27 protein-coding genes are annotated in these 24,246 nt (G+C 61.4%); 6 read left to right on the top strand and 21 right to left on the bottom strand.

Translation table 11 applies throughout. From position 1 onward, the window contains the following. Positions 1-6: 6 nt before the first annotated feature. The 8 genes from flgG to ASD52_RS14555 form a co-directional block, all read right to left on the bottom strand. Positions 7-795, bottom strand: coding sequence for a flagellar basal-body rod protein FlgG (gene flgG / locus ASD52_RS14590; protein WP_025425921.1), 789 nt, complete (start codon positions 793-795; stop codon positions 7-9). An 11-nt stretch (positions 796-806) separates the two neighbouring features. Further along, complete coding sequence (locus tag ASD52_RS14585) at positions 807-1,148, bottom strand: flagellar hook-basal body complex protein FliE (protein ID WP_025425920.1); 342 nt, start codon at positions 1,146-1,148, stop codon at positions 807-809. After that, positions 1,148-1,567: a flagellar basal body rod protein FlgC gene (gene flgC / locus ASD52_RS14580; RefSeq protein WP_025425919.1), complete on the bottom strand. Its 420-nt coding sequence runs from the start codon at positions 1,565-1,567 to the stop codon at positions 1,148-1,150. Before flgC ends, ASD52_RS14585 begins: the two co-directional genes overlap by 1 nt. Positions 1,568-1,572: 5 nt before the next feature. After that, a complete protein-coding gene (gene flgB / locus ASD52_RS14575; RefSeq protein WP_025425918.1) occupies positions 1,573-1,953 on the bottom strand; it encodes a flagellar basal body rod protein FlgB in 381 nt (126 codons plus the stop codon). A 173-nt stretch (positions 1,954-2,126) separates the two neighbouring features. After that, entirely contained in the window at positions 2,127-2,684 is a 558-nt protein-coding gene (locus tag ASD52_RS14570; RefSeq protein ID WP_025425917.1) for a hypothetical protein, read from the bottom strand. Beyond that, entirely contained in the window at positions 2,684-4,084 is a 1,401-nt protein-coding gene (gene fliI, locus ASD52_RS14565; protein ID WP_025425916.1) for a flagellar protein export ATPase FliI, read from the bottom strand. The genes ASD52_RS14570 and fliI overlap by 1 nt, the downstream gene beginning before the upstream one ends. Before the next feature lie 18 nt (positions 4,085-4,102). After that, the gene (gene flgF / locus ASD52_RS14560) at positions 4,103-4,828 is read right to left on the bottom strand and encodes a flagellar basal-body rod protein FlgF (protein ID WP_025425915.1); all 726 of its coding nucleotides are present in this window, start codon (positions 4,826-4,828) and stop codon (positions 4,103-4,105) included. A 2-nt stretch (positions 4,829-4,830) separates the two neighbouring features. Next, positions 4,831-5,610: a DUF1217 domain-containing protein gene (locus ASD52_RS14555; protein WP_025425914.1), complete on the bottom strand. Its 780-nt coding sequence runs from the start codon at positions 5,608-5,610 to the stop codon at positions 4,831-4,833. Between the two features lie 184 nt (positions 5,611-5,794). Between ASD52_RS14555 and motA the strand changes: the two genes are divergently transcribed. The 6 genes from motA to ASD52_RS14525 all read left to right on the top strand — a co-directional run bounded on the left by motA (position 5,795) and on the right by ASD52_RS14525 (position 11,134). Continuing rightward, complete coding sequence (gene motA, locus ASD52_RS14550; RefSeq protein WP_025425913.1) at positions 5,795-6,673, top strand: flagellar motor stator protein MotA; 879 nt, start codon at positions 5,795-5,797, stop codon at positions 6,671-6,673. 4 nt (positions 6,674-6,677) lie between these two features. Next, on the top strand, positions 6,678-7,625 hold the full coding sequence (locus ASD52_RS14545) for a FliM/FliN family flagellar motor switch protein (RefSeq protein WP_025425912.1): 948 nt from the start codon (positions 6,678-6,680) through the stop codon (positions 7,623-7,625). A gap of 60 nt (positions 7,626-7,685) precedes the next feature. Further along, entirely contained in the window at positions 7,686-8,312 is a 627-nt protein-coding gene (fliN, locus tag ASD52_RS14540; protein WP_057204227.1) for a flagellar motor switch protein FliN, read from the top strand. A 29-nt stretch (positions 8,313-8,341) separates the two neighbouring features. Further along, positions 8,342-9,373 (top strand): flagellar motor switch protein FliG, encoded by a 1,032-nt coding sequence (fliG, locus tag ASD52_RS14535; RefSeq protein WP_025425910.1) that lies wholly within the window; start codon positions 8,342-8,344, stop codon positions 9,371-9,373. A 235-nt stretch (positions 9,374-9,608) separates the two neighbouring features. Continuing rightward, positions 9,609-10,688 carry a flagellar biosynthesis protein FlhB gene (gene flhB, locus ASD52_RS14530; RefSeq protein ID WP_025425909.1) on the top strand — a complete coding sequence of 360 codons (1,080 nt, stop codon included), beginning with the start codon at positions 9,609-9,611 and terminating at the stop codon, positions 10,686-10,688. 5 nt (positions 10,689-10,693) lie between these two features. After that, positions 10,694-11,134 carry a hypothetical protein gene (locus tag ASD52_RS14525; protein WP_057224748.1) on the top strand — a complete coding sequence of 147 codons (441 nt, stop codon included), beginning with the start codon at positions 10,694-10,696 and terminating at the stop codon, positions 11,132-11,134. Positions 11,135-11,248: 114 nt separating this feature from the next. On the opposite strand, the gene ASD52_RS14520 is transcribed toward ASD52_RS14525, so the two are convergent. From ASD52_RS14520 to ASD52_RS14460, 13 genes are all read right to left on the bottom strand, one after another. After that, positions 11,249-11,992, bottom strand: coding sequence for a helix-turn-helix transcriptional regulator (locus ASD52_RS14520; RefSeq protein ID WP_025425907.1), 744 nt, complete (start codon positions 11,990-11,992; stop codon positions 11,249-11,251). Positions 11,993-12,004: 12 nt separating this feature from the next. Further along, positions 12,005-12,745 carry a helix-turn-helix transcriptional regulator gene (locus ASD52_RS14515; protein ID WP_025425906.1) on the bottom strand — a complete coding sequence of 247 codons (741 nt, stop codon included), beginning with the start codon at positions 12,743-12,745 and terminating at the stop codon, positions 12,005-12,007. A gap of 839 nt (positions 12,746-13,584) precedes the next feature. Then, complete coding sequence (fliF, locus tag ASD52_RS14510) at positions 13,585-15,261, bottom strand: flagellar basal-body MS-ring/collar protein FliF (RefSeq protein ID WP_057204230.1); 1,677 nt, start codon at positions 15,259-15,261, stop codon at positions 13,585-13,587. 372 nt (positions 15,262-15,633) lie between these two features. Next, positions 15,634-16,026: a hypothetical protein gene (locus ASD52_RS14505; RefSeq protein WP_025425904.1), complete on the bottom strand. Its 393-nt coding sequence runs from the start codon at positions 16,024-16,026 to the stop codon at positions 15,634-15,636. Between the two features lie 72 nt (positions 16,027-16,098). Further along, entirely contained in the window at positions 16,099-16,653 is a 555-nt protein-coding gene (gene cheD, locus ASD52_RS14500; protein ID WP_025425903.1) for a chemoreceptor glutamine deamidase CheD, read from the bottom strand. Further along, a complete protein-coding gene (locus tag ASD52_RS14495; RefSeq protein ID WP_025425902.1) occupies positions 16,650-17,039 on the bottom strand; it encodes a response regulator in 390 nt (129 codons plus the stop codon). The genes cheD and ASD52_RS14495 overlap by 4 nt, the downstream gene beginning before the upstream one ends. Beyond that, positions 17,039-18,097, bottom strand: coding sequence for a chemotaxis response regulator protein-glutamate methylesterase (locus ASD52_RS14490; protein WP_025425901.1), 1,059 nt, complete (start codon positions 18,095-18,097; stop codon positions 17,039-17,041). Before ASD52_RS14490 ends, ASD52_RS14495 begins: the two co-directional genes overlap by 1 nt. Further along, entirely contained in the window at positions 18,094-19,002 is a 909-nt protein-coding gene (gene cheR / locus ASD52_RS14485) for a protein-glutamate O-methyltransferase CheR (RefSeq protein ID WP_025425900.1), read from the bottom strand. Before cheR ends, ASD52_RS14490 begins: the two co-directional genes overlap by 4 nt. After that, complete coding sequence (locus ASD52_RS14480) at positions 18,999-19,469, bottom strand: chemotaxis protein CheW (protein ID WP_025425899.1); 471 nt, start codon at positions 19,467-19,469, stop codon at positions 18,999-19,001. Before ASD52_RS14480 ends, cheR begins: the two co-directional genes overlap by 4 nt. A gap of 5 nt (positions 19,470-19,474) precedes the next feature. Then, positions 19,475-21,763, bottom strand: coding sequence for a chemotaxis protein CheA (locus ASD52_RS14475; protein ID WP_025425898.1), 2,289 nt, complete (start codon positions 21,761-21,763; stop codon positions 19,475-19,477). A gap of 19 nt (positions 21,764-21,782) precedes the next feature. Further along, on the bottom strand, positions 21,783-22,148 hold the full coding sequence (locus tag ASD52_RS14470; RefSeq protein ID WP_025425897.1) for a response regulator: 366 nt from the start codon (positions 22,146-22,148) through the stop codon (positions 21,783-21,785). Positions 22,149-22,151: 3 nt separating this feature from the next. Further along, positions 22,152-22,445 (bottom strand): STAS domain-containing protein, encoded by a 294-nt coding sequence (locus ASD52_RS14465; RefSeq protein ID WP_025425896.1) that lies wholly within the window; start codon positions 22,443-22,445, stop codon positions 22,152-22,154. A 41-nt stretch (positions 22,446-22,486) separates the two neighbouring features. Next, the gene (locus tag ASD52_RS14460) at positions 22,487-24,109 is read right to left on the bottom strand and encodes a globin-coupled sensor protein (protein ID WP_057224746.1); all 1,623 of its coding nucleotides are present in this window, start codon (positions 24,107-24,109) and stop codon (positions 22,487-22,489) included. Between the last annotated feature and the right edge of the window lie 137 nt (positions 24,110-24,246).

The following is a 24,246-nucleotide window of genomic DNA, read 5'->3' as shown; positions in this document are numbered from 1 at the left end:
CTTCCGTTATCTGAGGTTCTTGCTCACCGTAGCCGCCATCTCGTCGGCGGCCTGGATAATCTTGGAGTTCATCTCATAGGCGCGCTGGGCCGAGATCAGGTCGGTGATTTCCTTGACCGGATCGACGTTCGACGCTTCGAGATACTTCTGCTTGATCAGCGCAAAACCCGGATCAGCCGGCGTGCCGACGATCGGCTCGCCGGAGGCCGGCGTCTGCTTGAACAGGTTTTCGCCCTGCGGCTCGAGACCCGCTTCATTGACGAAGTTGGCAACCGTCAGCTGGCCGATTTCCTGCATCGCCGGATCGTTACCGATGCGCACCATTACCTGGCCGGAGCTGGTGAAGGCTATTTCGGTGGCGTCCTGCGGAACGGTGACGCCCGGCACGACGGTGTAGCCGTCGATCGTCACCAGCTGGCCCTGGGCATTCTTGTTGAAGGCGCCCGCACGGGTATAGACCGTCTCGCCATCGGGCGTTTCGACCTGGAACCAGCCACGGCCGACCAGCGCGAGGTCGTAGTCGTTGCCGGTGCTGACCAGGCTGCCCTGGATATGCAGGTTGCGCACGGCGGCCGTCTGGACGCCGAGACCGATGATCGCACCTTCCGGAACGATCGCCTGGTTGGAGCGGTTCGGCACGCCCTGGGCGCGCTCGGTTTGATAAAGCAGGTCGGAAAACTCTGCGCGGGCACGCTTGTAGCCGGTGGTGTTGATGTTCGCGATGTTGTTCGCGATCACTTCGAGGTTCAGCTGCTGGGCGTTCATGCCGGTTGCGGCAATGGAAAGGGCCTTCATGTCTCGTTCCTTCAGATCTGCATGCGCGCGATTTCGAGGTAGGCGGTCACCACCTTGTCGCGGATCGCGATTGCGGTCTGGAGTGACTGTTCGGCGTTCATCACCGCATCGACGACTTCACGGGTGTTGGCCTGGCCGCGGATGCCGTCGAGCGATGCGCCTTCGGCTTTCTTCATCGCGCCGATAGCGTCGGTCGCCATGTCGCCGAGAACCGAGGCAAAGCTCTGGGATTGCGGGGCCGCCGGGGTGGCGCTGGCCGCACCGAAGACCGACGACGAAGAGGACGTAAGGCGGGTACCTTCGGCCTCTTTCATGACCGAAAATGCGCCGACAGAATTAATTGCGTCGATCATTATTGTGATGCTCTCAACAGGTCGATTGTTTGGGAAACCAGGTCGCGCGACTGCTTGATCGTCTGCAGGTTGGCCTCATAGGCGCGGTTGGCTTCGCGCATGTCGGCCATTTCAACCAGGATGTTGACGTTCGGCATCTTGACCATGCCCTTCTCGTCGGCGGCCGGATTGCCCGGGTCGAACTCGATGGTGAAGTCAGAATCATCGGTGCCGAGCCGCTCGATCTCGACGAGCGATGCGCCGCTGGCCCTGTCGACCTCGGCTGCAAAGCTGATGGTCTTGCGCCGGTACGGGTCGGCGCCGGGTGCGTCGCCGGAGGAGCGTGCATTGGCGATGTTTTCGGAAACGATGCGCAGGCGGGTCGATTCTGCTTGCAGACCGGAGGCCGAGACCTTCATGGCCGAAGTCAAAGGATCCATGGTTGTTACTTCCGTACCGTCATGAGCATCATACGGTGAAACGCTTTGACGAGCCCGGCACTGAGCTCGTAGTCGCGCTTGATCTCACCGGTCTTCATCATTTCCTGCTCGATCGCGACGCTGTTGCCGGATTGCTGGATCTGAACGCCGTCAAGCATGCCGACCTCAGCCACCTGCGAGGCTTCGAGGCTCTCGGTGAAGTGCGCCTTGTGGGTCGCGGCCATCTGGATGCCGGTGCTTTCCAACACGCTTTCGAACGGCTTGACGTCCTTGGCCTTGTAGTGCGGCGTATTCGCGTTGGCGATGTTGCCGGCCACCACGTTCTGGCGGACGGTCAGCCACTGGGCCTGCCGGGACGCGAGTTCGAAAAGCTGAATCGGTTGCATCAAAAGCTCCATGCTTGGTGATGCGAACCTAGGTCGGTAATCTTGCGTGGGACTTGTCGTCGGAAACGAGCTTGGTGCTGATGCCGGAACGCATCCAAAACACGCAGGACATTATCCGTTGCGGACAGTGACGAACCCGCAACGGAGAAGAACGATCGGAAAATGGGGGCCGGTCAGTCGGCCTGGTAGACCTCGCCGCCCGACGTGATCATCACCCAGCGGCCATCGCGCTCTTCAAGCGTCGCCAGCCGGCTGTTGTCCGGCAGGATCGAACCGATGCGCACGATATACATGCCGGTCGTATCCTCGATCAGAGCCCGACCGTTGGCGACATGCATCAGCTTGAAGCCGGATTTGCCTGGGAATGGCTGCTCGAGCCCCTCCTTCGGAGCGGTCCCCTCGACGGCCGGGCCGCCGCCAAGGCTTGGAACGGTCGCCGTCGTCAGTTGGTCGATTGCCGCGACGGTTTCTCCGTCCATATCGGACATTGCCAACGGCGATACTGACAGGACGCTACGCGCTGGCTTCTCCGGCAGATCACGCGTCGAGCCCTGCCACAACGGCGGCATCGTGAACTTGTCCTGATTGAAAAAGGCGTACCAGGGAAAGAAGGTCGCAAGGGCCGCCAGCATGATGCCGGTTGCGGCCAGCGCCTTGTCGATCATCGGCATGCCGGATTCGCGCTTGCGCTGGCGGATCGTTTCGTCGGCGTCGTAGTCGGTCACACCCATCACCTCGGCCTCATCCCTGCAGCACCCGGCTGATTGCCCATTGCCGCGGCCTTCAGCGCACCGGCAAGATCGGAAAAAGCATCCTGCGTCGGCGGCTCGCTCGCCGTCTGTGTCAGCACGTCGTAGATCACCGGCACCTGCTTGATCGCCATGTCGAGATCGGGATCGCCACCCGGGCGATAGCCGCCGATCAGGCGCAGGTCGCGCGTTTCCTCGAAGCGGTGGATCAGCGCCTTCAGCCGCGACACCAGCTTTTCCTGGTCCGGCGTCCAAGCCTTGCGTGCCAGACGGGAGATCGACGCCAGCGGATTGATCGGCGGATAGCGGCCTTCTTCCGCCAGGCTGCGTTCGAGCACGATGTGCCCATCGAGAATGCCGCGCGTCGAGTCGGCGATGGGATCGTTGTGGTTGTCGCCGTCCACCAGGATCGAGATGATCGCAGTGATGGTGCCGGCGCCCTCAGCGCCGGGACCAGCACGCTCAAGCAGGCGCGGCAATTCGGTAAAGACCGAGGCCGGATAGCCGCGGGCGATCGGCGGCTCGCCTGATGCGGTCGCCACTTCGCGGATCGCATGGGCGAAACGGGTGACACTGTCGACGATCAACAGCACGTTGTCGCCGTTGTCACGATAGTGCTCGGCAATGGTGACGGCGGTCAGCGGCGCCATCTTGCGCAGCATCGGGCTTTCGTCGCTGGTCGCGACAACGGCAACCGATTTGGAAAGATTGTCGCCGAGCGTGTCCTCGATGAATTCGCGCACTTCGCGGCCGCGTTCGCCGACCAGCGCGATGACCACCTTGTCGAAGGCATCGGCGCGCGCAAGCATCGACAGCAGCGTCGATTTGCCGACACCGGAACCGGCAAAAATGCCGAGGCGCTGTCCGAGGCAGAGCGGCGAAAAGATATCGATCGCCCGCACACCGGTGCGGAACCCCTGCTCCACACGCTTGCGGGTCATCGACGGCGGTGCCGTGTTGGAAATCGAGCGGCGGACGTCGCCCTGCAGCAGCGGACCGAGGCCGTCGATCGGCTCCGCAAGCGCGTTGATCGCCCGGCCGCACCATTGGTCGGTCGGCGCGATGCGGAAGGCGCCCTTGCGGATGACTGTATCGTGGATGCCGATCGGATCGCCCGGCTCGATCGGGCAGACGACCACGCGTTCAGGCTCGACGCGCACCACTTCGCCGAGATGCGTTCCAGTCGAACTCTTGTGCGCGACGAAATCGCCGAGCCGGACATGTCGCGACAGGCCGGTCACCGTATAGTGGCCCGGAGAGATCGTCTGGACGTGGCCGCCCGGCGCAATCGAATGTTCAGGTTTGGCGTAGCGTTCGACCAGGCCGGCAAGGGCAGCCAGCGATGTCGATGCGGCGCTCGTCTTCAGGCCTTCGCGTTCCATACCGTTTCCCGTCACGCCTTAGCGGCTGCCACCGAGCGTCTTGATCGCTTCGTCGAGCGACCCTTCGCTGTCACGCATCAGCGCGGTGATGTTGTCGAACGCGCGGGTGACCATGATCAGCTGCGACATTTCCGCGATGGCGTTGACGTTGGATTCTTCGAGGAACCCCTGCATGACGCCGACATCGAAGCGATCGACGACCGGTTCCGGCTGTACCGCCGGAAGCACCGCACTGTTGTCGAGGCGCATGAAGCCCTTGCTGAAGTCGGCCTGGTAGAGGCCGAGCGAGGCGACCGCGACACCGTTCTGGTGCAGGGCACCGTCGGCGCCGACGGTCACGTCGCCGCCCGAGCCATTGATCTGGATCGGCGCGCCGCCGGCGTCGAGAACCGGATAGCCGCGAATGGTGACCAGTTCGCCGGTTTCGGTCAGCGTGAAGCGACCGTCGCGCGTCAGCGCCGGACCCGAGGGCGTGTCGATCTGAAACCAGGCATCGCCTTTGACGGCAAAATCGAACATGCCTCCGGTGCGCGTCAGCGAACCGTTGCTGCTATTGAGGAACTCTTCGCCCTTGCTGACGTAGGAAACCTTGGTCGGCTTGGTATCGCCGAGCATCTGGTTGAACTTCACTTCCGTGCCGCGGAAACCGACGGTGCCCGAGTTTGCGATATTGTCGGCAAGTGTATTGAGACGCTTTTCAAGCGCCATCTGCGACGAAATCGCAACGTAAAGACCGGTCTGCACGTTCAGCGTCCCCCGAGTTTCAGGCTGTTGATGGACAGGAGCAGGTCGGAAGAGATGCCGTAGCCGCTCGACGCGCCGAAAACCGCAAGCGGGTCGTAACCGTCCGTTGAATTGTTGATTTCCCAAAGCGCCGTAAAGCGATCGAGAAAGTCCGTCAGCTTGGCCGGATCCTGGAAGTCCTTGAGGTCGATTGCGTCCTCATAGGCGGCCGCCTGACGGTCGACCTCGGTGCCGGCGAATTCGTCGGGCAGCTGCAGCGTGGTGCGCACCACCTGCGCCAGCGCCTCGTCGGCAATGATGGCGTAACCGCTTGATATCGACGGCGCCATGCGGGCGAAATAGAGCGCGAGCCGCACGCCGGCGTTCTCCTCGCCGGCACTCTGCTCGAGCGTCTGGCGGGCGTATTTGTCGACGACGCCCTTCTGGGCGCGATCGAAGGAGGTGGCCGCCTCGCCGTGAAGGGCGAAATTCAGCGATTCGGCCAGCTGCTTGTAGCGGCTGTCGGTCAACTTGTTGGCGAAGGCATCCTCGTTGTCGACGCCCTCGGTCAAGACCTTGCGCATGAAGGCCTTGGCGTAGCCCATGTCTTCGAGACCGTGCGCCTTGATCGCATAGTTGTAGAGGCGCGTGTCAGCGAAAAACTGGTCGATCGTTTTTATGTCGCCGATCTTCGAAAGATAATATTCGGTCTCGCGGGCGACGTCCGGTTCCTCGGCGACGCGCTCCAGCGACTTGCCCAAGTCGGCCGTAATCAGCTTGTAGCTCGTATAGGTCGTGGTCACGATCGGTCGCCCTTAGCGGAGTGAGACGGGCGCGACTGGAGAGCCGGCCATAGCAAATCCTGACCGGATTGGCTTGCGCGAACCTGTTCCACCGCAATGATTTCCGCCGCTTCGACGGCCAGCCTCACGCAAGGAAGAAACCTTATCCCGTTAGACGAAAATGGGATCGTGTCAGGTATCGAAAATGAACATCATCATCGGGCTTCTTGTGACTTTCGGCTGTATTCTCGGCGGCTACGTGGCCATGGGCGGCCACATGGAAGTCCTCAACCAGCCTTTCGAACTGCTGATCATCGGCGGCGCCGGTATCGGCGGCTTCATCATGGCCAACTCCATGAAGGTGGTGAAGGATACCGGAAAGGCTCTCGGCGAAGCGTTTCGCCATAAGGTTCCCAAGGAGCGGGAGTATCTCGACACGCTCGGCGTTCTCTACTCGCTGATGCGCGATCTGAGAACCAAGTCGCGCAACGAGATCGAAAGCCACATCGACAACCCCGAAGAATCCTCGATCTTCCTGTCGGCGCCGACCGTGCTGAAAAACAAGGAACTGACGGCCTTCATCTGCGACTACGTCCGCCTGATCATCATCGGCAACGCCCGCTCGCATGAGATCGAGGCGCTGATGGATGAAGAAATCCAGACGATCACCCACGACAAGATGAAGTCCTACCACGCGCTGACGATCATGGGCGACGCCTTCCCGGCGATCGGCATCGTCGCGGCGGTTCTCGGCGTCATCAAGGCGATGGGCGCGATCAGCGAAGCGCCTGAGGTTCTCGGCGCCAAGATCGCCGCCGCACTCGTCGGCACCCTGCTCGGCGTGTTCCTCTCCTACTCGATCGTCGCTCCGCTGGTCGCGAACATCAAATCCGTCCGCGAAAAACAGAACCGGCTCTACATCATCGTCAAGCAGACGCTGCTTGCCTACATGAACGGCTCGGTTCCGCAGGTCGCGCTTGAATACGGCCGCAAGACGATTTCGGCCTATGAGCGTCCTTCGATCGACGCCGTCGAGCAGGAGATGATGAACCCCGGCGGCGGCAGCGAAAGCAAGGCGGCTTGATCCCATGACATCAGGAACACCGACAAACGTTCATCCCTTCGACAGGAAACTGCTGGCGCGCATGACCGGCGCGCTCGGCGACGACCGCGCGATCGGCCGGGTGGCGCTCGATCTCGGCCAGGTGTTCGGCGAATTCCTTCCCGACATCTGCAAGGCGGAAACCGGCCTCGACATCGCCATCGGCTATGCGGGCTTCCGCACCGGCCTGCGCAACAGCCTGATCGCCGAGCTCGGCAACGGCGTGCTGATCAGCGACATCTGCTTGCGCAACTGGTGCCCCGACTTTCTGATCAGCTGCGACAGCCCGATCATCATCACCATGGTCGAGGCGCTGTTGGGCGCGGAGCCGACCGATATCGAAGAGCCGCAACCGCGCACACTTTCCCCGATCGAAATCGACGTCGCCCAACCGATCTTCGAGAAGATCGCCGACGTGCTTCGCACCGCCGTCAACGCGTCGGGCGGCTTCGAGCCGATCGTTGCCCGCGCCCACAACAGTGCTTCCCGCGGCAAGCCCGACCCTGCGGTCGAGGACGTTCATGCGGCAGCGATCGACATGACGATCGGTTTCGGCCCTGTTTTGTCGACCTTCTCGATCATCGTGCCGCAAAGCGTGCTGTTGAAGACGCAGATCGTCTTTCCGAAGGGTGCCGGCCAGAACCGCAAGCAGAAGTCCGAATGGACCGAACAGATGGAGGAGCAGGTTCGCCGCTCCGCCGTCACCATCGAGGCACGCATCCGGCTTGAAAGCCTGACACTCGAGACGATCAGCCGCCTCCGGGCCGGCGACGTCATTCCCTTCCACGATGCCCAGGACGTTCGCGTCGACGTGAACGCCAACGGCCGCGATCTCTACGTCTGCGAGTTCGGCCGATCGGGTGCGAAATACACCGTGCGGGTCAAGGATACCCACGGCTCCGAACAGGACATCCTTCGCCACATCATGAGTTAATTCGGCTCGCCGTCGCCAGGCAGTAGGCCTGAGGCAAGCTTCAACTGGAATAGTTCGCACATGGCACCCAAGAAAGCACCAATCAACGAACAGGCCGCACTCGCTGTCGGAGACATGGAACTCGACCAGGCGATCGACGATCTGCGCGGTGTTCTCAAGAAAGACACGGACGCGCCGGCTGGCTTCGGCGCCGAGTTCGGCAGCGTAGACACGCTCAGTGGCGCAGGCGAATTCGGCGGCGACTTCGCCGCTCCGGCCGATGGTCTTGGCGCCTTTGGCGGCGACTTCGGTTCGGACACCTTTGGCAACGATCTGTCGGAGACCCCGGCCACCACGGATTTCGGCGGCGGCAGCTTCGGCGCCAGCGATTTCGGCGCATCGGACTTCGATGCCGGTGAAACCGTCACCGACACGCCGCCCGGCAGCGGCATGACCGCCAATCTCGACCTGATCATGGATATTCCGATCGATGTTCAGATCGTTCTCGGCACCAGCCGAATGCAGGTATCGGGTCTCATGAACCTGACCGAAGGCGCGACGATCTCGCTCGACCGGCGGATCGGCGAACCGGTCGAAATCATGGTCAACGGCCGGATCATCGGCCGTGGTGAAATTACCGTTCTCGAAGGCGACGACACCCGGTTCGGCGTCAAGCTCATCGAGATCAAGGGCAGCAAGAAGTCATAGAACCCAATCATTGGGCGAGGGATGAATCCATGATGGATTTCGAAAGTTTTGAGGCTCAGGCACTCTCCAGACCTCTCAACCAGACCGACAAGGCAGCAGCCGTTCTGCTCGCGATGGGCAAGACCGTCGCCGGAAAGCTGCTGAAGTTCTTCACCCAGAGCGAGCTGCAGGCGATCATCGCTTCGGCGCAGTCGCTGCGGGCCATCCCTCCCCACGAACTGGAAGCGCTGGTCAACGAATTCGAAGACCTGTTCACCGAGGGCGCCGGCCTCATGGACAATGCCAAGGCGATCGAGAGCATTCTCGAGGAAGGCCTGACCCCGGACGAAGTCGACGGCCTGCTCGGGCGCCGCGCCACCTTCCAGTCCTACGAAGCCAACATCTGGGACCGACTGCAGGAATGCGACCCGGTCGCGGTTGCGCTGCAGCTGGCCAAGGAACATCCGCAGACCATTGCCTATGTCTTGTCGATGATGCCGTCGAGCTTCGGCGCGAAGGTCCTGCTGCAGCTCTCCGAAGAGCAGAGGCCGGATATCCTGAAGCGCGCCGTCAACATGAAGGACGTCAGCCCGAAGGCTGCGTCGATCATCGAGAACCGCGTCATGGAAATGATCGGCGAGATGGAAGCCGAGCGCAATTCCGCCGGTCCGACCAAGATCGCCGAGGTGATGAACGAGCTCGACAAGCCGCAGGTCGACACGCTGCTCGCTTCGCTCGAATCTCTCAGCACCGAATCGGCCAAGAAGGTTCGCCCGAAGATCTTCCTCTTCGACGACGTTCTTTACATGCCGCAGCGCAGCCGCGTTCAGCTGTTCAACGATGTCTCGACCGACATCATCACCATGGCGCTGCGCGGTTCGACCTCGGACCTGCGCGAATCGGTGCTCGCCTCCATCGGCGCACGCCAGCGCCGCATGATCGAATCCGATCTTGCCATGGGCGATGCCGGCATCAACCCGCGCGACATCGCCATCGCCCGCCGCTCGATCACCCAGGAGGCGATCCGCCTTGCCGCAAGCGGCCAGCTGGAGCTGAAGGAAAAGGAAGCGCAGGCCGCCTGATCCATCCGGTCGCCGGGTATCCTTTCAAGGACCGGCGCTAAGCCTGATCGTAGAACCACAACGCGGGCCCTTGGCCCGCGTTCCTGTTTTGGAGAGATCGACGGCCCCCGCATTTCCTGTTGACCCGGCATGATTGCCCCCGCGAAGCCCTTGTCTGCCCTAGTTTCCGGGTTCACTACAAACAGCGCAAGATCAGCGCTGTCTTGTGGAAACCGGTCGGGAGATTTCCTGTCGCATGTCGGACGATCAGGATAAGGACAGCAAAACAGAATCCCCGTCGGAGAAGAAGATCTCCGACGCCGCCGACAAGGGCAACGTGCCCTTCTCCCGCGAAGCGACCACCTTTGCCTCGACGGTGGCGATCTACATCTTCTTCGTGTTCTTCCTGACCGACGGCGCCAGCACGGTTGCCGCGGCGCTCAAGGACATTTTCGAGCAGCCGGAAGCCTGGCGACTGAACAACGCCACGGATGTCGTCGCGTTGATGACGCACCTCGCGTGGAAGTCGACAGCACTGCTCGTTCCCGTCTTCGTGCTGCTCATCGTCTTCGGCGTCGGCTCGTCGATCTTTCAGAACCTGCCGCGTCCGGTGCTCGATCGCATCCAGCCGAAGATGAACCGGATTTCGCCGATGGCGGGCCTGAAGCGCATCTTCGGCGTTCAAGGGTTGGTGGAGTTCGGAAAGTCGCTGTTCAAGATCATCGTCGTGTCGATCTTCGTCGTGCTGGTTCTCTGGAACGACTACTTCGCGACGCTCGATCTGATGTTCTCCGATCCGGTTATGATCTTCTCGACGATGACGTCCGATCTCAACCAGGTGATGATCGTCATCATGCTGGCCACCGCCGTTTTGGCGATCGCCGATCTCTTCTGGTCCCGTCACCATTGGTACACCGAACTGATGATGACCAAGCAGGAAGTAAAAGAGGAGATGAAGCAGGCGCAGGGCGACCCGATCGTCAAGTCGCGCCTGCGCTCAATGCAGCGCGATCGGGCGCGCAAGCGCATGATTTCATCGGTGCCACGGGCAACCCTGGTGATCGCCAACCCTACCCACTATGCCGTTGCCCTGCGTTATGTCCGCGAAGAAAGCGACGCACCGGTGGTCGTTGCCCTTGGTCAGGACCTCGTTGCCCTCAAAATCCGCGAGATCGCAGAGAAGAACGGCATTCCCGTCTTCGAGGATCCACCGCTTGCACGCTCCATGTTTGCACAAGTCTCGGTCGATAGTGTGATTCCACCCGTGTTTTACAAGGCAGTTGCCGAACTCATTCACAGGGTGCATGCGCAATCGCAACCAAAACGGATGACGTAACGCCGATGAAAAAGTGCGAATTCTCCGAGAGACGGGAACAGATAGTAGCCGAAGCGATCCGCCCAGTGGCGACCGAGTTGCGTCTCATCGACGCCGCGGATTTCATCGCTCTCCTGCGGTTCGAATCCTATGCCAGCCTCGCTGACCTCGTTGAATCGGCCGCCGAGCTCTATTTCCTGCCCGGAACGGTCAATTTCGGTCTCGGCGGAAATTACAATCTGGATTGGGACAGCGAGCCAGAAATCGTGCTCGATCTCGAGCTCAAGCCGCGCGGCGTCACCATCTACGTACGCCTCTCGCTCGGCAACGACACCGCCGGCATCGAGATCAGCCACATCACCTTCCAGAACCCGTCGGCGGATTCAGACGAGAACACGGCCTTCCTTGCAAAGAGCCTGACCGAAGCGAAGTTCATCAAATCCTATGAACTGCCTCTGGCGTGTTAGAGCGCTTCCGGTTTAAACGGAGCCGTAGAAACGATCTATATTATTGTTTTTACGCATTTCCTGACGGAAAACCGCTACGCACTTTTCCTGGAAATGCTCCGGGTCGCCCGATCTTCAGCTGATGTAGCCGAGGCGAATAGCCTTGGCGATCGCCTGAATACGGTTGACCGAATCGAGCTTGGTCGTGGCGGCGCCGAGATAGGCGTTCACCGTGTGGACGGAGAGCCCCATCCGTTCGGCGATCTCTTCGCTGATATGGCCGTCGCCGGCCATCTGCAGGCAGGCGATCTCACGATCACTCAGCGTCTCCGGCCGCACCATGCGCTTCTCGTCAGCCGCCAGAAGGTCTGTCATGATCGTGCAGCTACGGCCATGCAGATCAACCACCTGCTCGGTCGTCGCTTCGACATAGCTGCCGGCGAAGACCACATATCCATTGCCCTGCGCACCGAGCCGCACGGGAAAGGCAATGCCGGAATAGGGTAGCTTGCGCGCTTTCAGACGGTGGCCGAAGTGCCCGAACTCGAACATCTCCGCCGCCTGATGTTCGCCCGAGCCATTCCAAAGCACCGGCAGCAGCGATGTGTCGAGATGGGCCGTCAACTCGTCGCCGTAAAGAGTTATGAGATCATGCGCGTTCGCTTCCGAGGAAACTCCCCAGTTGTCGAGCACGCAGGTCAGCTTGCGCACCGCGCCCATACCCTTGCCGTTGAGCCGCAGGACGGCGAAATGCTTGGCGTTGATCTGACGCTGCATCGCCTGCAATCGTGTGATCAGAGTGGCCGCGCGCGCCGCCCTGCCGCTACGGCTGTGCCGCTGGTCGTCGTCGTTGCGTCCACTGGCGAGGAAATGGGTCATCAGTCTCGCCCCTCAGACCAGGTTGTTGCGGACGGCATAGGCGATCGCCTCGGAGCGGGTTCGCGTGGCTGTCTTTCGCATGACGCTGGTGATGTAGTTGTTGATTGTGTTGCGGGAGATCCCGAGAATGACGGCGATCTCTTCGCTCGTCTTGCCCTCGGCGATCCAGGACAGGCACTCCAGTTCACGGTCGGTCAAGTCGAAGTCGCGATCGTGCCGCACTTCGGCGCGTGTGGTGAAGCTTGCGAGGTATCCAGCAAGCAGGGTCACATCGCGCAGGCTCTCCTGCGACAGGATCACATCCTCGGGAACGAGCAGCATCAACGAGAAGCGCAGCCGTCCGACATTGAAGGTGACCGCGCAATATTCGCGGCTGATGCCCCGTGGCAGGTCGATGTCGTCGGGCAGCGAATAGAACACTGGCTGCAGCACCGAGAGGCATTTTTCAAGCTCGGTCGTCTTGGCATGAAGTCCGATGATGATGCCCGAAAGCCGTCTGACGATGTCGAACGGCCAATCCGAGCAGACGACGAAGTCGAGCCCGTTATCCTGCGAGAGATCGTATCGCGCCAGGAGATAATGGCTCGCGCCAACATATTCGGTCAGCGCCGCAAGCCCGCTTCCCAGGTTGGCGCGCCCCGCCATGTCGCCCAGCCGCCGAAACAACTGATCACGCGTAAGCCCACCACCGCGTAGGCGTGTCGACGCTGTCGGCAAAGGCCAGACAGTTATGTCTGCTTGCGAAATGTCCATGATGTCAGCCCCCGTGCCGGATTCACCGCCCTGGAACCTGCGCTTGCACTGTCGCCGCCAACAGCCGGCCCAAGCCGAATATCACCACCAGTCGCAATTCAGGACGCGAATCAATGTTAAAAATGTACATCCGTCCTCAAAAAAAACCATCGTCATCTTCTCGCTATTTACTTCACCACCCTTTCATGAAACGATTCGCCGAGATGCTGCTTCAGCATTGTCCGATCCCGGGCACCACGCAGCACATGTTTTGACATAGCGTTGATATTTAAAAGAGTTTTGCCGTTCGAATTGCCCCTGCTCCGCTGACGCACCGATTTCGCGCAGCGCTGGGCGGCTCGCTGAGCACAAATTCAGCCCAAATCTCGTCATTCACCAGAGTCAGAAGAAGCTTCGAACAGGGGCGAATTTTACTTTCGACTGACGCCTGTTGCGAAAATGCATCAATTATTCACTCGAACAACCGCAGTCTATCAATATATAAAACTCGAATACGTCGAGAATTATTATCGAATAACCCAATTTATATTCCAATTTATCTGTGTATTGACGATGGCAGACGCAGTAAACCGGCCCACCTTCCGCACCCGGGCAGCAACGGCGGAATCTAAAAATTAAGATCTCGTTAAAGTATTACAATCGCGGGCCGCACCCATGACTCGGGCGACGGCACAACGATTCTTACCGTGGATTCAGCGGCCGATACCGGCAACCGCCGAGACTCGCACAATATTTGCACGGGACACGACGGCAAGAGCGCTGCACCCGCAACGCCTGCGAAACGAAAAATCCCGCCGATGCGGCGGGATTTGTCACTATCAGACGATTTCTGTGTGTGATCAGGCGGCTTTCTCGAGAGCCCATTTGCGCAGGATCTTTGCGGCGCGCTCTTCGCTGATCTCGACCATGCGTGCAAGGCGCCTTTCCGGTCCTTCCTTGACGCGACGGTTGAAGGCGCCTGCGTCTTCGCCCATGCTGAGCAGATCGTCGGTGCTGTCGAAGCCGAAGTCGGAGCCGAAGCCGTCCATGAGGGCGCCACCGGCACCTGCTGTCGCAGGGGAGAAATCGGGCAGTTCGAGACCGGCGGATTCGTTGGCGAGCTGGCCGGAGCTTCCGCCAAGGCCGAGCTGCCGAGCCAGCGGCCGCATGCCCATCCAGACCACCAGGAAGGCGACGACGACGAAGGCGAGCGCGTTGATGATGCCGCCAAGATTGCGCGTCAGCGTCTCCATGAGACCCGGACCCGAGATGGCCTGGTCAAGCAACTGCGTCTCGACGAAGTCCATGGCGTTCAACGTCACCACGTCGCCACGGTTCGCATCAATGCCGGCGGCTGACGATACGATCTTCTGCATCTCCTGAAGATAGGCATCGATCTTTGCCTGATCGACCGGCTCACCGACCATGGCGGCAAGGCGGCCGCGATTGACGACCACCGCAATCGACAGGCGCTCGACCGTGTAGCTGTTCTTCACGGTGGCGATCGTCTTGCTGTTGATCTCGTAGTTGGTCTGTTCTTCCTTCTTCTCGGCCTGGTCGTTCGACTGCGGGCCGGCACCGCCGCGCGGAGCGGCCTGCGGGATGTTCTGCTGTACGGTTGCGGCATTGTCCGGCTGCTGCTGGCTGGACTTCTGCTCTTCCTTGGTGACACGGGTGGAGCGTTCGACGCGCGATTCCGGATCGAACATCGTTTCCTGGATCTGCTGCGTGTCGGTGTTCAGACGAGCCGTAACGCTGGTGCGGAAGTTGTCCATGCCGAGGAATGGGGCGAGCGCGTTGTCGATCTTCTTCTCAAGCTCGGTCTGGACATTCTGCACCACGCCCAGCGACTGGTTGAGGGCGCTGTTGGCCGGATCGTCGCCAGAGGCGAGAAGCTGGCCGGTCGAATCGAGGATGGTCACGTCATCGAAGTCGAGCCCCGGTACGGACGAGGCGACGAGATGGCGGATGGAGGCTGCGGCATTGCGGCCGACCGTGGCGCTGGCGCGGATCATCACCGAGGCGGTCGGGTTCTGGTCTGCCTTACGGAAGCTGCCACGCTCAGGCATCACGATGTGGACGCGGGCGGCGGCGATACCGGAGATCTGCTGGATGGTGCGGCCGATTTCGCCTTCAAGCGCGCGAACCCGGGTGACTTCCTGCATGAAGGAGGTCAGACCGAGCGAGCCGACATTGTCGAAGAGTTCGTAGCCGGCATTGGCGCTGCTCGGCAGGCCGCGCTCGGCCAGGAGCAGACGGGACTTGCCGGTCATGCCGACGGGAACCTGGATGCTGCCGCCATCCGCACCGACGTTGAAGTCGATGTTGGCTTCTGCAAGCGCAATGCTGATTTGAGTGACGTCGCTTCGCTCAAGCCCGACATAGAGCGTCTCGAACGATGGCCTGTTGACGTAGATACCGGCCCCCAGGACCATGCCGACAGCGACAATGCCGGCGGCCGCCAGCGCTATCAGCTTGCCTTGCCCCAGACTGGCGAGGTTCTTCGTGAACATCGAAAATTGATTCAACAGACTCATTCTGTTTCCGCACCCAGTATCGCAGGACATTCGAGCCGGTCATCCGACGAGCGCCCTGCGCAGTTCCAACATTTTGGGTTTGGTGGGTGTCGCGTGCCCCGCAACGACTTCCAACACACACGAATCCATCAGCCCCGATCGGGACCGTAGGAAACGAAACTTGCGCGAACTTGGCTTTCGCCGCCAGTCTCGGGGAAATCGGGGGATATAGCTGTAGAGAAATCTGACTGCACCGACGGACGATGCAGCCCAAAGGCCAGAGCGCTTCCATCTTAAAAGAGCGCGTCCATCTTAAACGGGGCGCGGAAACGCTCTCTTTGTTTTTACGCGTTCCCTGACGGAAAACCGCTCCGCACTTTTCCTGGGAAGGCTTTAGAACGCCTCAAAGTCGCCCGCCGCCTTGGTCAGCGGCTGCGAATGGCCGTGACGCAACATGCCGTTGCCCAGCGCCTTCTTCATGTCGGCGAGCTTGACCAGGCTAACAGCCGTGGTCACGTCGACGAGGCAGGTATCGGGGATCACGGCGGTGATCGTGTCGATGAACTCGGCCAGGCCGCGGGTCTTCTGCACGGCCAGATCGATGCCCTGCAGCACCATCATCTCGTCGCGATTGTCGAGTGCCGAGGCGCCCCGACCGCCGAGCAGCTGAGGCTCGATCCGTTCGATGAGATAGGCGACGTCGTGAAGTTCGGTGACGACGCGCATCAACACTTCGGGCAGCGATTCTTCCACGTGCGGCATGTGGCCCTGGTAGTCAGTCTGCATTGTCGGTTCTCACGTGGTTTTTCTGACGATAGTGCAGGCGTGTGGTTCGCCTGCGGAGCATGCCCCGCAGGATCAGAAGAATTCGATGGAGCTTTCGACCGGACGTGGCGCGATCACCGGGCGCTCTTCCAGCTGGACCGTGCGCTGGGTTTCCACCCCTGTCAGTGCGTACTGACGGGCGCGTCCCGACGACGGCCAGTATTCGAGCTTGCGGCCGTGTTCACCGCCGGTGCTCTCGCCGACGATGCGGATGCCTTCGTCAAGCAGGAACTGCCGGGCAAAGGCGGCATTCTGCTCACCGACATTCGAAAACCGGGCGATGGTCTTGGCGCCGCCGAAGATCTTGGCCTCGAGCCGATCACGCCGGGCGCCCTGCTTCAACAGACCGTTGATCAGCAGTTCCATGAGATGGACCCCATAGCGGGTCGCATCGCCGCCGGAAGCGGGCGACGACGCCGATCCCGGCAGCAGGAAATGATTCATGCCGCCGACTCCGACCACGGGATCGCGCATGCACGCGGCCACGCAGGAACCGAGAATGGTCGACAACACCACATTGGGATCGTTGAAGACCTTGTACTCGCCCTGAATGACATGCACGCGCTTGCCGACGGCTTCCATGTTCATTTCAATGCCCCAAATACGGCTTCGATCGCGGCCTTCATCTTTTCGATCGTGAACGGCTTGGCCAGCACGTTGTTGGCTCCGAGCGCTGCCGCCTTCTGGACCAGCGCGCGGTCGCCCTGCGCCGTCAGAATGATGAAGGCCGCCTTCTTGGTAGCCGGGTTCGACCGCACTGCCTGAAGCAGGCCAAGGCCATCCATCTTCGGCATGTTGAAGTCGGAGATGACAAGGTGATGCGGGTTCTGGGCCATGATCTTCATGCCCTGTTCCCCATCACCGGCGGCGGTGATCTGCTTGAAGCCCAGCTGCTGCAGGGCGTCGCCCAAAAGCAGGCGGCTCGTGACCTGATCGTCGACGATCAGAACTTTTATTTTTTCGGCGATGGACATTATTCGCTTCCTTCCTTCCGGAACGCCGCGGTCTTCAGTATCTCCTCCCCGATGGAACCGAGGGGGAGCTGCGTTTCGACGGCGCCCAATTCATAGGCAACTCTCGGCATACCGTAGACGACACACGTCTTTTCGTTTTGTCCGAAGGTCTTTGCCCCGGCATGCCGCATTTTCAGGAGACCGGATGCGCCGTCACGGCCCATGCCAGTCAGAATGACGCCGATCGCATTGCGACCGGCAAGTTCGGCGACCGAATCGAACAGCACGTCGACCGAAGGACGGTGGCCGTTGACCGGATCCCGATCGACCAGACGGCAGCAAGGCGCCGTCGGATTGGAGACCTGCAGGTGGCGCTCGCCGCCCGGGGCCAGATAGACCTTGCCGATTTCGAGGCGTGCGCCATCGGTTGCTTCCTGCACCGTCGGTGCGCACAGGCGATTGAGCCGCTCGGCAAAGCTCTTGGTGAAGGTGTGCGGCATATGCTGTGTGATCACAGTCGGCGGGCAGTTCGGCGGGAACTTCTGCAACACGGTGATCAGGGCCTCGACGCCGCCGGTGGAAGCGCCGATGGCGATGATCTTGCGCCCTGCCCGATATTCCGAGGCACCGTTGACATTGGCCGCCGTCGGCGCTGCCGCCTTGTTGCCGGTGATGATGAACTTTCGCTGCGAGCGGGCTGCGGCCTTCACCTTGTCGATCAGATCGCCGAAGGGGTTCGGATCGCCCGGAAGGGGTTTTCCGACGCAATCGAACGCACCGATTTCAAGTGCTGCAATCGTCGCCTCGGCACCCTTGTGTGTCAGCGTCGAGACCATGATGACCGGCATCGGGCGCAGGCGCATGATCTTGTCGAGGAATTCCAGGCCGTTCATGTTCGGCATCTCGATGTCGAGCGTGACGACATCGGGATCGAGCTGCTTGATCGCCTGGCGCGCTTCCATCGCATCGGCCGCCTGGCCGACGACGGTCACGCCGGGATCGGAATTGAGAACTGCGGTGATCAGGCCACGCATGGTGGCGGAGTCGTCGACGACGAGAACGCGAGCGGGTGCGGTCATGCCCGTCCTCCATGAAACTTGCCGGTATGGCGGTAGGTGGTGATGCCGATATTGTCGAACTGCGACTTGGCGTCGCCCGACACGCGCTCGGAATGACCGATGTAGAGATGTCCATTGGTGCCGAGCATTCCGGCAAAACGCGACCAGATCTTCATCTGCGTCGGCTCGTCGAAATAGATCACCACGTTGCGGCAGAAGATGACATCGAACGGCCCCTTGAACGGCCATTGGGCCATCAGGTTGAGCTCGTTGAAGGTGATGAGCCGCTTGACGCGATCGTCGATCTGCCACTTGAAGCGGCCGCCGGCATTGACCTCGTCGAACCATTGCTTGCGCATGGCCGGATTGACCGTTTCGAGCGCGGTGGCATCATAGGCGCCGGCCCGTGCCAGCGTCAGGATCTTCGGGTCGATATCGGTCGCGAGAATGCGGAAGTCGTAATCGGCCGCGTTCGGCAGCAGCGACAGCACCGTCAGCGCGATCGAATAGGGCTCCTGCCCGTCCGAGCACGCCGCAGACCAGATACGCACGCGACCGCCGGCCTTGGCGCGGGCAATCAGCTCCGGCAGAACCTCCGTCTTCAGATGCTCGAAGTGATGATTCTCGCGAAAGAAGCGGGTGAAGTTCGTCGTCAGATGCGAGAGCATGTCGCGGCGGGCGGCAGCGCCTGCCGGCGAGGAGACCAGCTGGCAGTACTCGCGGAAGCCCTTGAGACCGAGGTTGCGGATGTGCTTCGACAGGCGGGAATAGACCAGCGATGCCTTGGTCTCGTTGAGATAGATGCCGGCATCGGCATAGATCATCGCTGCGATTTCACTGAGATCGCGGCGCGTCAGCGGATACTCACCGCTTGCCAAACATTCATCGGGCGACTGCTTCTGCTCCAGAATGGCCTGGTTTCTCATGCTGCTTCCCTTTCTTCCTGCGGGAAGACAGATTCGAGTTCTATCAGGCAGATCAGCCGGCCTTCGATCGCGAGCACGCCGCGGGCGAAGCTCCTTTCGAATTCGGACGAGATGACATCAGGTGTCGGCTGGATCTTGTCATCGGTAATCGTCAGTATGTCGGAGACGGCATCGACCAGCAGGCCGACGACCTGGTTCTTCACCTGGGCGACGATGATGACATGGCGGACGGTCGGCTCGGCCGGCTTCATGCCGAGGCGTGCCGACAGATCGATGATCGGCAGCACCGCGCCGCGCAGATTGATGATGCCGAGCATATAGGCCGGCGCATGCGGCATTGCAGTCGCCGGTGTCCATCCGCGGATTTCGCGCACGGACATCACGTTCACGCAGAACTCCTGATCGCCGACGCGGAAAGCAATCAGCTCTCGTCCGTCCGTGGTCAGATTCCTTGCGGCATAGGTCATCGCATTCATCCAGCAGCAGCGAGAGACATTTCAGCCTTCAGCGAATGGCCACGCGAGGCGGCCACGATCGTGTCGACATCGAGGATGAGCGCCACCCGACCGTCGCCAAGAATGGTCGCCGCAGCGATGCCCGGCACGTGGGTGTAGTTGGCCTCAAGGCTCTTGATGACGACCTGGCGCTGGCCCTGGATGGCGTCGACCATCAGTGCGCGCTGGCCGCCACCTTCGGATTCCACCAGAAGTGCGACGCCTTCGACCGGGTTTGCCTGGCTGGCGCGGAAGTTGAGGATGCGACCGACGTCGACCAGCGGGCAGAAGGAGTTGCGGATCGATATCAGCCGCTGGTTGGAGCCGAACGAATGGATTGCGGCGGCTTCCGGCTGCAAGGTCTCGACGATCGCCGTCAGCGGCACCACCAGCGTCTGGTTGGCGACCGTGACCACCATGCCGTCAAGCACGGCGAGCGTCAGCGGCAGGCTCATGGTGAAGACCGAGCCGTGGCCGGGCTTCGAGGAGATGTTGATGCGGCCGCCGAGCGCCTGGATCGAGCGCTTGACCACGTCCATGCCGACGCCGCGGCCGGAGATGTCGGAGATCTTGTCGGCGGTGGAGAAGCCGGCGTGGAAGATCAGGTTGTCGATCTCCTCGTCGGAGAGATTGGCATCGGCGGCGATCAGATCGTTGTCGATCGCCTTCTGGCGCACCTTCTCGCGGTTGATGCCGGCGCCGTCGTCGGCAAGCTCGATGACGATGCGGCCCGACCGGTGCTTGGCCGTCAGGCGCACGGTGCCTTCGGCGCTCTTGCCGGCGGCGAGACGCTTCTCCGGCGTTTCGAGGCCGTGATCGACGGCGTTGCGGATCATGTGCGTCAGCGGTTCGGCCAGCTTGTCGATGACCGTCTTGTCGACTTCGGTGTTTTCGCCTTCGGTGATGAGACGGACAGACTTGCCGGTCATGTCGGCGATTTCGCGAACGATGCGCGACATGCGCTGGAACACCGGCTTTACCGGCTGCGCGCGGATCGCCATCACCGAGTCCTGGATCTCGCGGGTGAGCTGCTGCAGCTCCTCGAGGCCCATGTTGATCGACGAGGTGCCGTTGGCGTCGTTTTCGACCACGCTCTGCGACAGCATCGCCTGGTTGATCACCAGTTCGCCGACGAGGTTGATCAGGCGGTCGACGCGATCGAGATCGACGCGGATGGTCGGTGTCGCGGCGGATGCGGCTGCCTGCTGCGCGGCTGCGGATTGCGCCGCGGCACTGGCGGCGGCACCGGCCGACTTTTCAACAGGCGCACGGGCGGTCGACTGGGCCATCTGCAGCACGTTGCTGGCCGTGCCGGCGGCAGAGACGGCCGCATCGCGGATCGCCTGCCGGGCTGCCAGCTGCTCTTCTTCCTCGATCACGCCGACCGAAACAGCCGGCTCGTCGTCGAGGATCGAGAGGTCGAACGGCACCGGCTGCATCGGCAGCTCTTCGCTCGGAGCGGCTGTGTCATCGGAGACCAGCAAAATCTCGAGGTCGCAATCCCACTCGGCGAATTCGAACACGGTGCGGATCGCGTCCTCGCCCTTGTCCGTCTTCAACGAGATCTTCCAGGAGAAGTAGGCGGATTCCGGATTTAGGCGATCGAGCGCCGGAAGCGCGTCCATGTCGCAATGGATGCTCATCTCGCCAAGGCGGGAAAGGTCGCGCAGAAGCAGCGTTGCCTCGTTGCCCTTGGCGTAGAGATCGGATCTCGGCTTGAAGACGATCTCGTAGGTCGGCATCTCCATCAGCGCCGGCTCGTCTGCCTCGAAATCGTCGAAGGAGAACGCGACGGGCTGGAAGCCTTCGTCGTTGGCGACGGGTGCCGTTACAACCGGGGCGGCCTTGGTGACCGGCTCGGCAGCGGCCGACGCCTGCGGTACCTCGCCGTTGGCAAGCGCCTCGAGTTCCTTGATCAACTGGCGGCTGCGCGCCTCGTCGACGCTACCGCCATCGCGGGCAGCGTTCGTCAGGTCGGCGAGCACGTCGGCCGACTTCAGCATCACCTTCAGAACCTCAGGACCGGGGTCGAGCCTGTTGGAACGAACGCAATCAAGTGTCGTCTCGAACACGTGGGCGAAGGAGACGAGGTCGTCGAGCCCGAAAGCGCCGGCGCCACCCTTGATCGAGTGCACCGCGCGAAACACCGCATTGACCGTTTCCGGATCGCGGTCGCCGTCATTGAGCTTCAGCAGACCCGATTCCAGTTCGGCGAGTTGTTCCTCGCATTCCTGGAAGAAGATCTCTTTGATTTCGTTCATATCCATTGGAGGCTATCCTCGGACTTCAGGCCGTTACGCGCTCGATTGCATCAATCAGTTTGGTCGGGTCGAACGGCTTGACGATCCAGCCGGTAGCTCCGGCCTGACGGGCGCGGTTCTTCTTTTCGGCGTCGCTTTCCGTGGTCAGGACCAGGATCGGGATAGCGCGGTAACGGTCGTTCTTGCGCACGCCTTCAATGAAGCCGAAGCCGTCGAGACGCGGCATGTTGATGTCGGTGACGATGACATCCGGATTGGCTTCTTCGAGAACCTCGAGGCCCTCGACGCCGTCCTCTGCCTGGATCGTTTCGAAACCGGCATTGTTCAGCGTGACCAGAAGCATGTTTCGGATCGTCCGGGAGTCGTCGACTGTCAGAACTCGCTTTTTCATTCTTCAAATCTCCTTTGCCATCAGGTGATCGATATCGACCCCGATGAGCTGTGTCGTTTTCTCGAAAGCGTCCGACACCTTGCTGAAGGTGAAAGACAAATGATCCTCTTCCCAAGTCTTGGCGCCGGCCATCAGCACCTGGACGCAGAGCGTTCCAACCCGCTCGACCGCCGAGGCGTCGATCGTGAGATCGCTGCCCTTCAGGCCCAAAAGCTTCTCATGCAGCGCTGTCGCTTCGTTCAGGTCCAACACCGGAGCGAGGCTGAGCGTCTTCTGAGCGGTCTTTTTGCTGGCCATTCCTGTTTTCCTCGACTGCTAACTCTTGAGTGCCCTTGAGATCAGCGTTGCCAACCGGCGAACTGACGTTGCGGACCGTCGTCGAACAATGGCGCCGCCATTTCATCGTCGGCCATCGCCGCAGGAGCCACGAGGCCGCGTCCCTGGCTGGCGGCCGGTGTTGGTGAGGCCGCGTGGCGGCGTTCAACGCGGAACCTGCGGATCGTCTCGCCGAGCTCGACGATGACATTGTGCAGGTCGTCGGAAGACCGGACCGTCTCGCCCGCCATCGCAGCACTTGCCTGCACGGCCTGCGAAATCGCACCGATGTCAGAGGCAACGCCCTTGAGATCGCCGACCTGTTGTTCCGCCTCACGGGCGATACCGGAGACGGCGGCATTGATCGATGTGACCTGCTGGACGATGCTGCTGATCGCATCCTGAGTGCGACCGACGATCTCGACGCCGGTCTCGACCTGCGCCTTGGTGCCCGTCACCAGCTGCTTGATTTCACGTGCCGCTTCGCCGGAGCGCTGCGCCAGCGCGCGCACTTCCTGGGCGACGACGGCAAAGCCGCGGCCGCTGTCGCCTGCCCTTGCAGCCTCGATGCCGGCATTCAGCGCCAACAGGTTGGTCTGGAAGGCGATCTCGTCGATGACGCCGATGATCTGGCCGATCTTTTCGGCCGACGCTTCGATGTCGGCCATGGCGGAGATTGCCTGGCCGGCAATCTCGCCGCTGCGCTCGACAGCAACCCTTGTCTCGGTGGCTTTGATCTCGGTGGCGCTGATGCGGCTCGAGCCCGTCGCCATGCGTTCGGTCATGTCGGCAAGCGCTGCGAGCTGACCCGAGAGGGCATCGGCTTCAGCCGCCGCCTTGTCGGAAAAACCGGCCGCTCCGTCGCGCAGACGGCCAATGAAAGTCTCCGCCGCCTGACCGCGCTGATCGGCGGACTGCAGGCTCTGCTGGATCGTGTCGAGTGCCGCGTTCAAGCTGGCGACGATCGGCTGGTAGGCATCCGGCGCGCTCTCGGACAGGCGCACGCCCAGGTCGCCGTCGTTCAAGCCTTTGGCGAAGTCGCCGAATAGGGTCGTTACCGCCTGCTCGTCGGCACTGTGCTGGTCGGCGAGCTGGCGCTGATGCTGCTGGCGAAGGGCGTTGAAGCGGAGCGAGACGCCGATCTCGGTGTCGACGAAAACGGTACGGACTAGTGCCGCAACCAGATCGCACAGTTCCTTGCGACGTCCCCTGCCCATCGGCAGGAAGGACTTCGGCCAGGCCTCTTCGATGAGGCCGACCAACAAGTGTTCCAGCACGACGGCGTGGCTTGCAATCTGCCAGCGCGGATCGAGGCCCATGCGGTTCGATGTGTCGGCAAGCACCTTGACGCGCTCGGCATAGAGGCCGTCAAAGCGGGCATCGGTCAGCACGTTCCAGTGCGAAGACTGGATGTCCTGCAGGCGATCGAGCTGCCGGTCGTTGTCGAAATGGCGGGCTGCGTCGGGATAGCTCTGCAGGCGCTGGAAGAGATCGCGAAGGGCTGCGTCGATGCGAGGGGAAAGTTTCTGCCTGGTGTCGCGGACGCGGGAACAACTCTCGTCGTCGAGCCCGGCAAAGCGCAAGCGCTCCAGCAGACTGCCTGCCTGGCCCTTCCTTGCCTGTTCTGACGATGCTTCCTGCCTCAACGCTAAATCCCCGGCTTTGCATGCTTGGAATTTGCCTGGGGAGTATCCGGACGGTCCACGGTCCACCGGACGTGCACGCCACATCAATGAGATCAGCCCCCGCCGCTTGGGCGTCTGCTATCGTCCATCCCGCAAGT

Source organism: Ensifer sp. Root142, from assembly GCF_001426785.1.
Taxonomy (GTDB): Bacteria; Pseudomonadota; Alphaproteobacteria; order Rhizobiales; family Rhizobiaceae; genus Ensifer; species Ensifer canadensis.
Note: the sequence above shows the minus strand (reverse complement) of the source record. Positions and strands in the feature narration are given on the sequence as shown.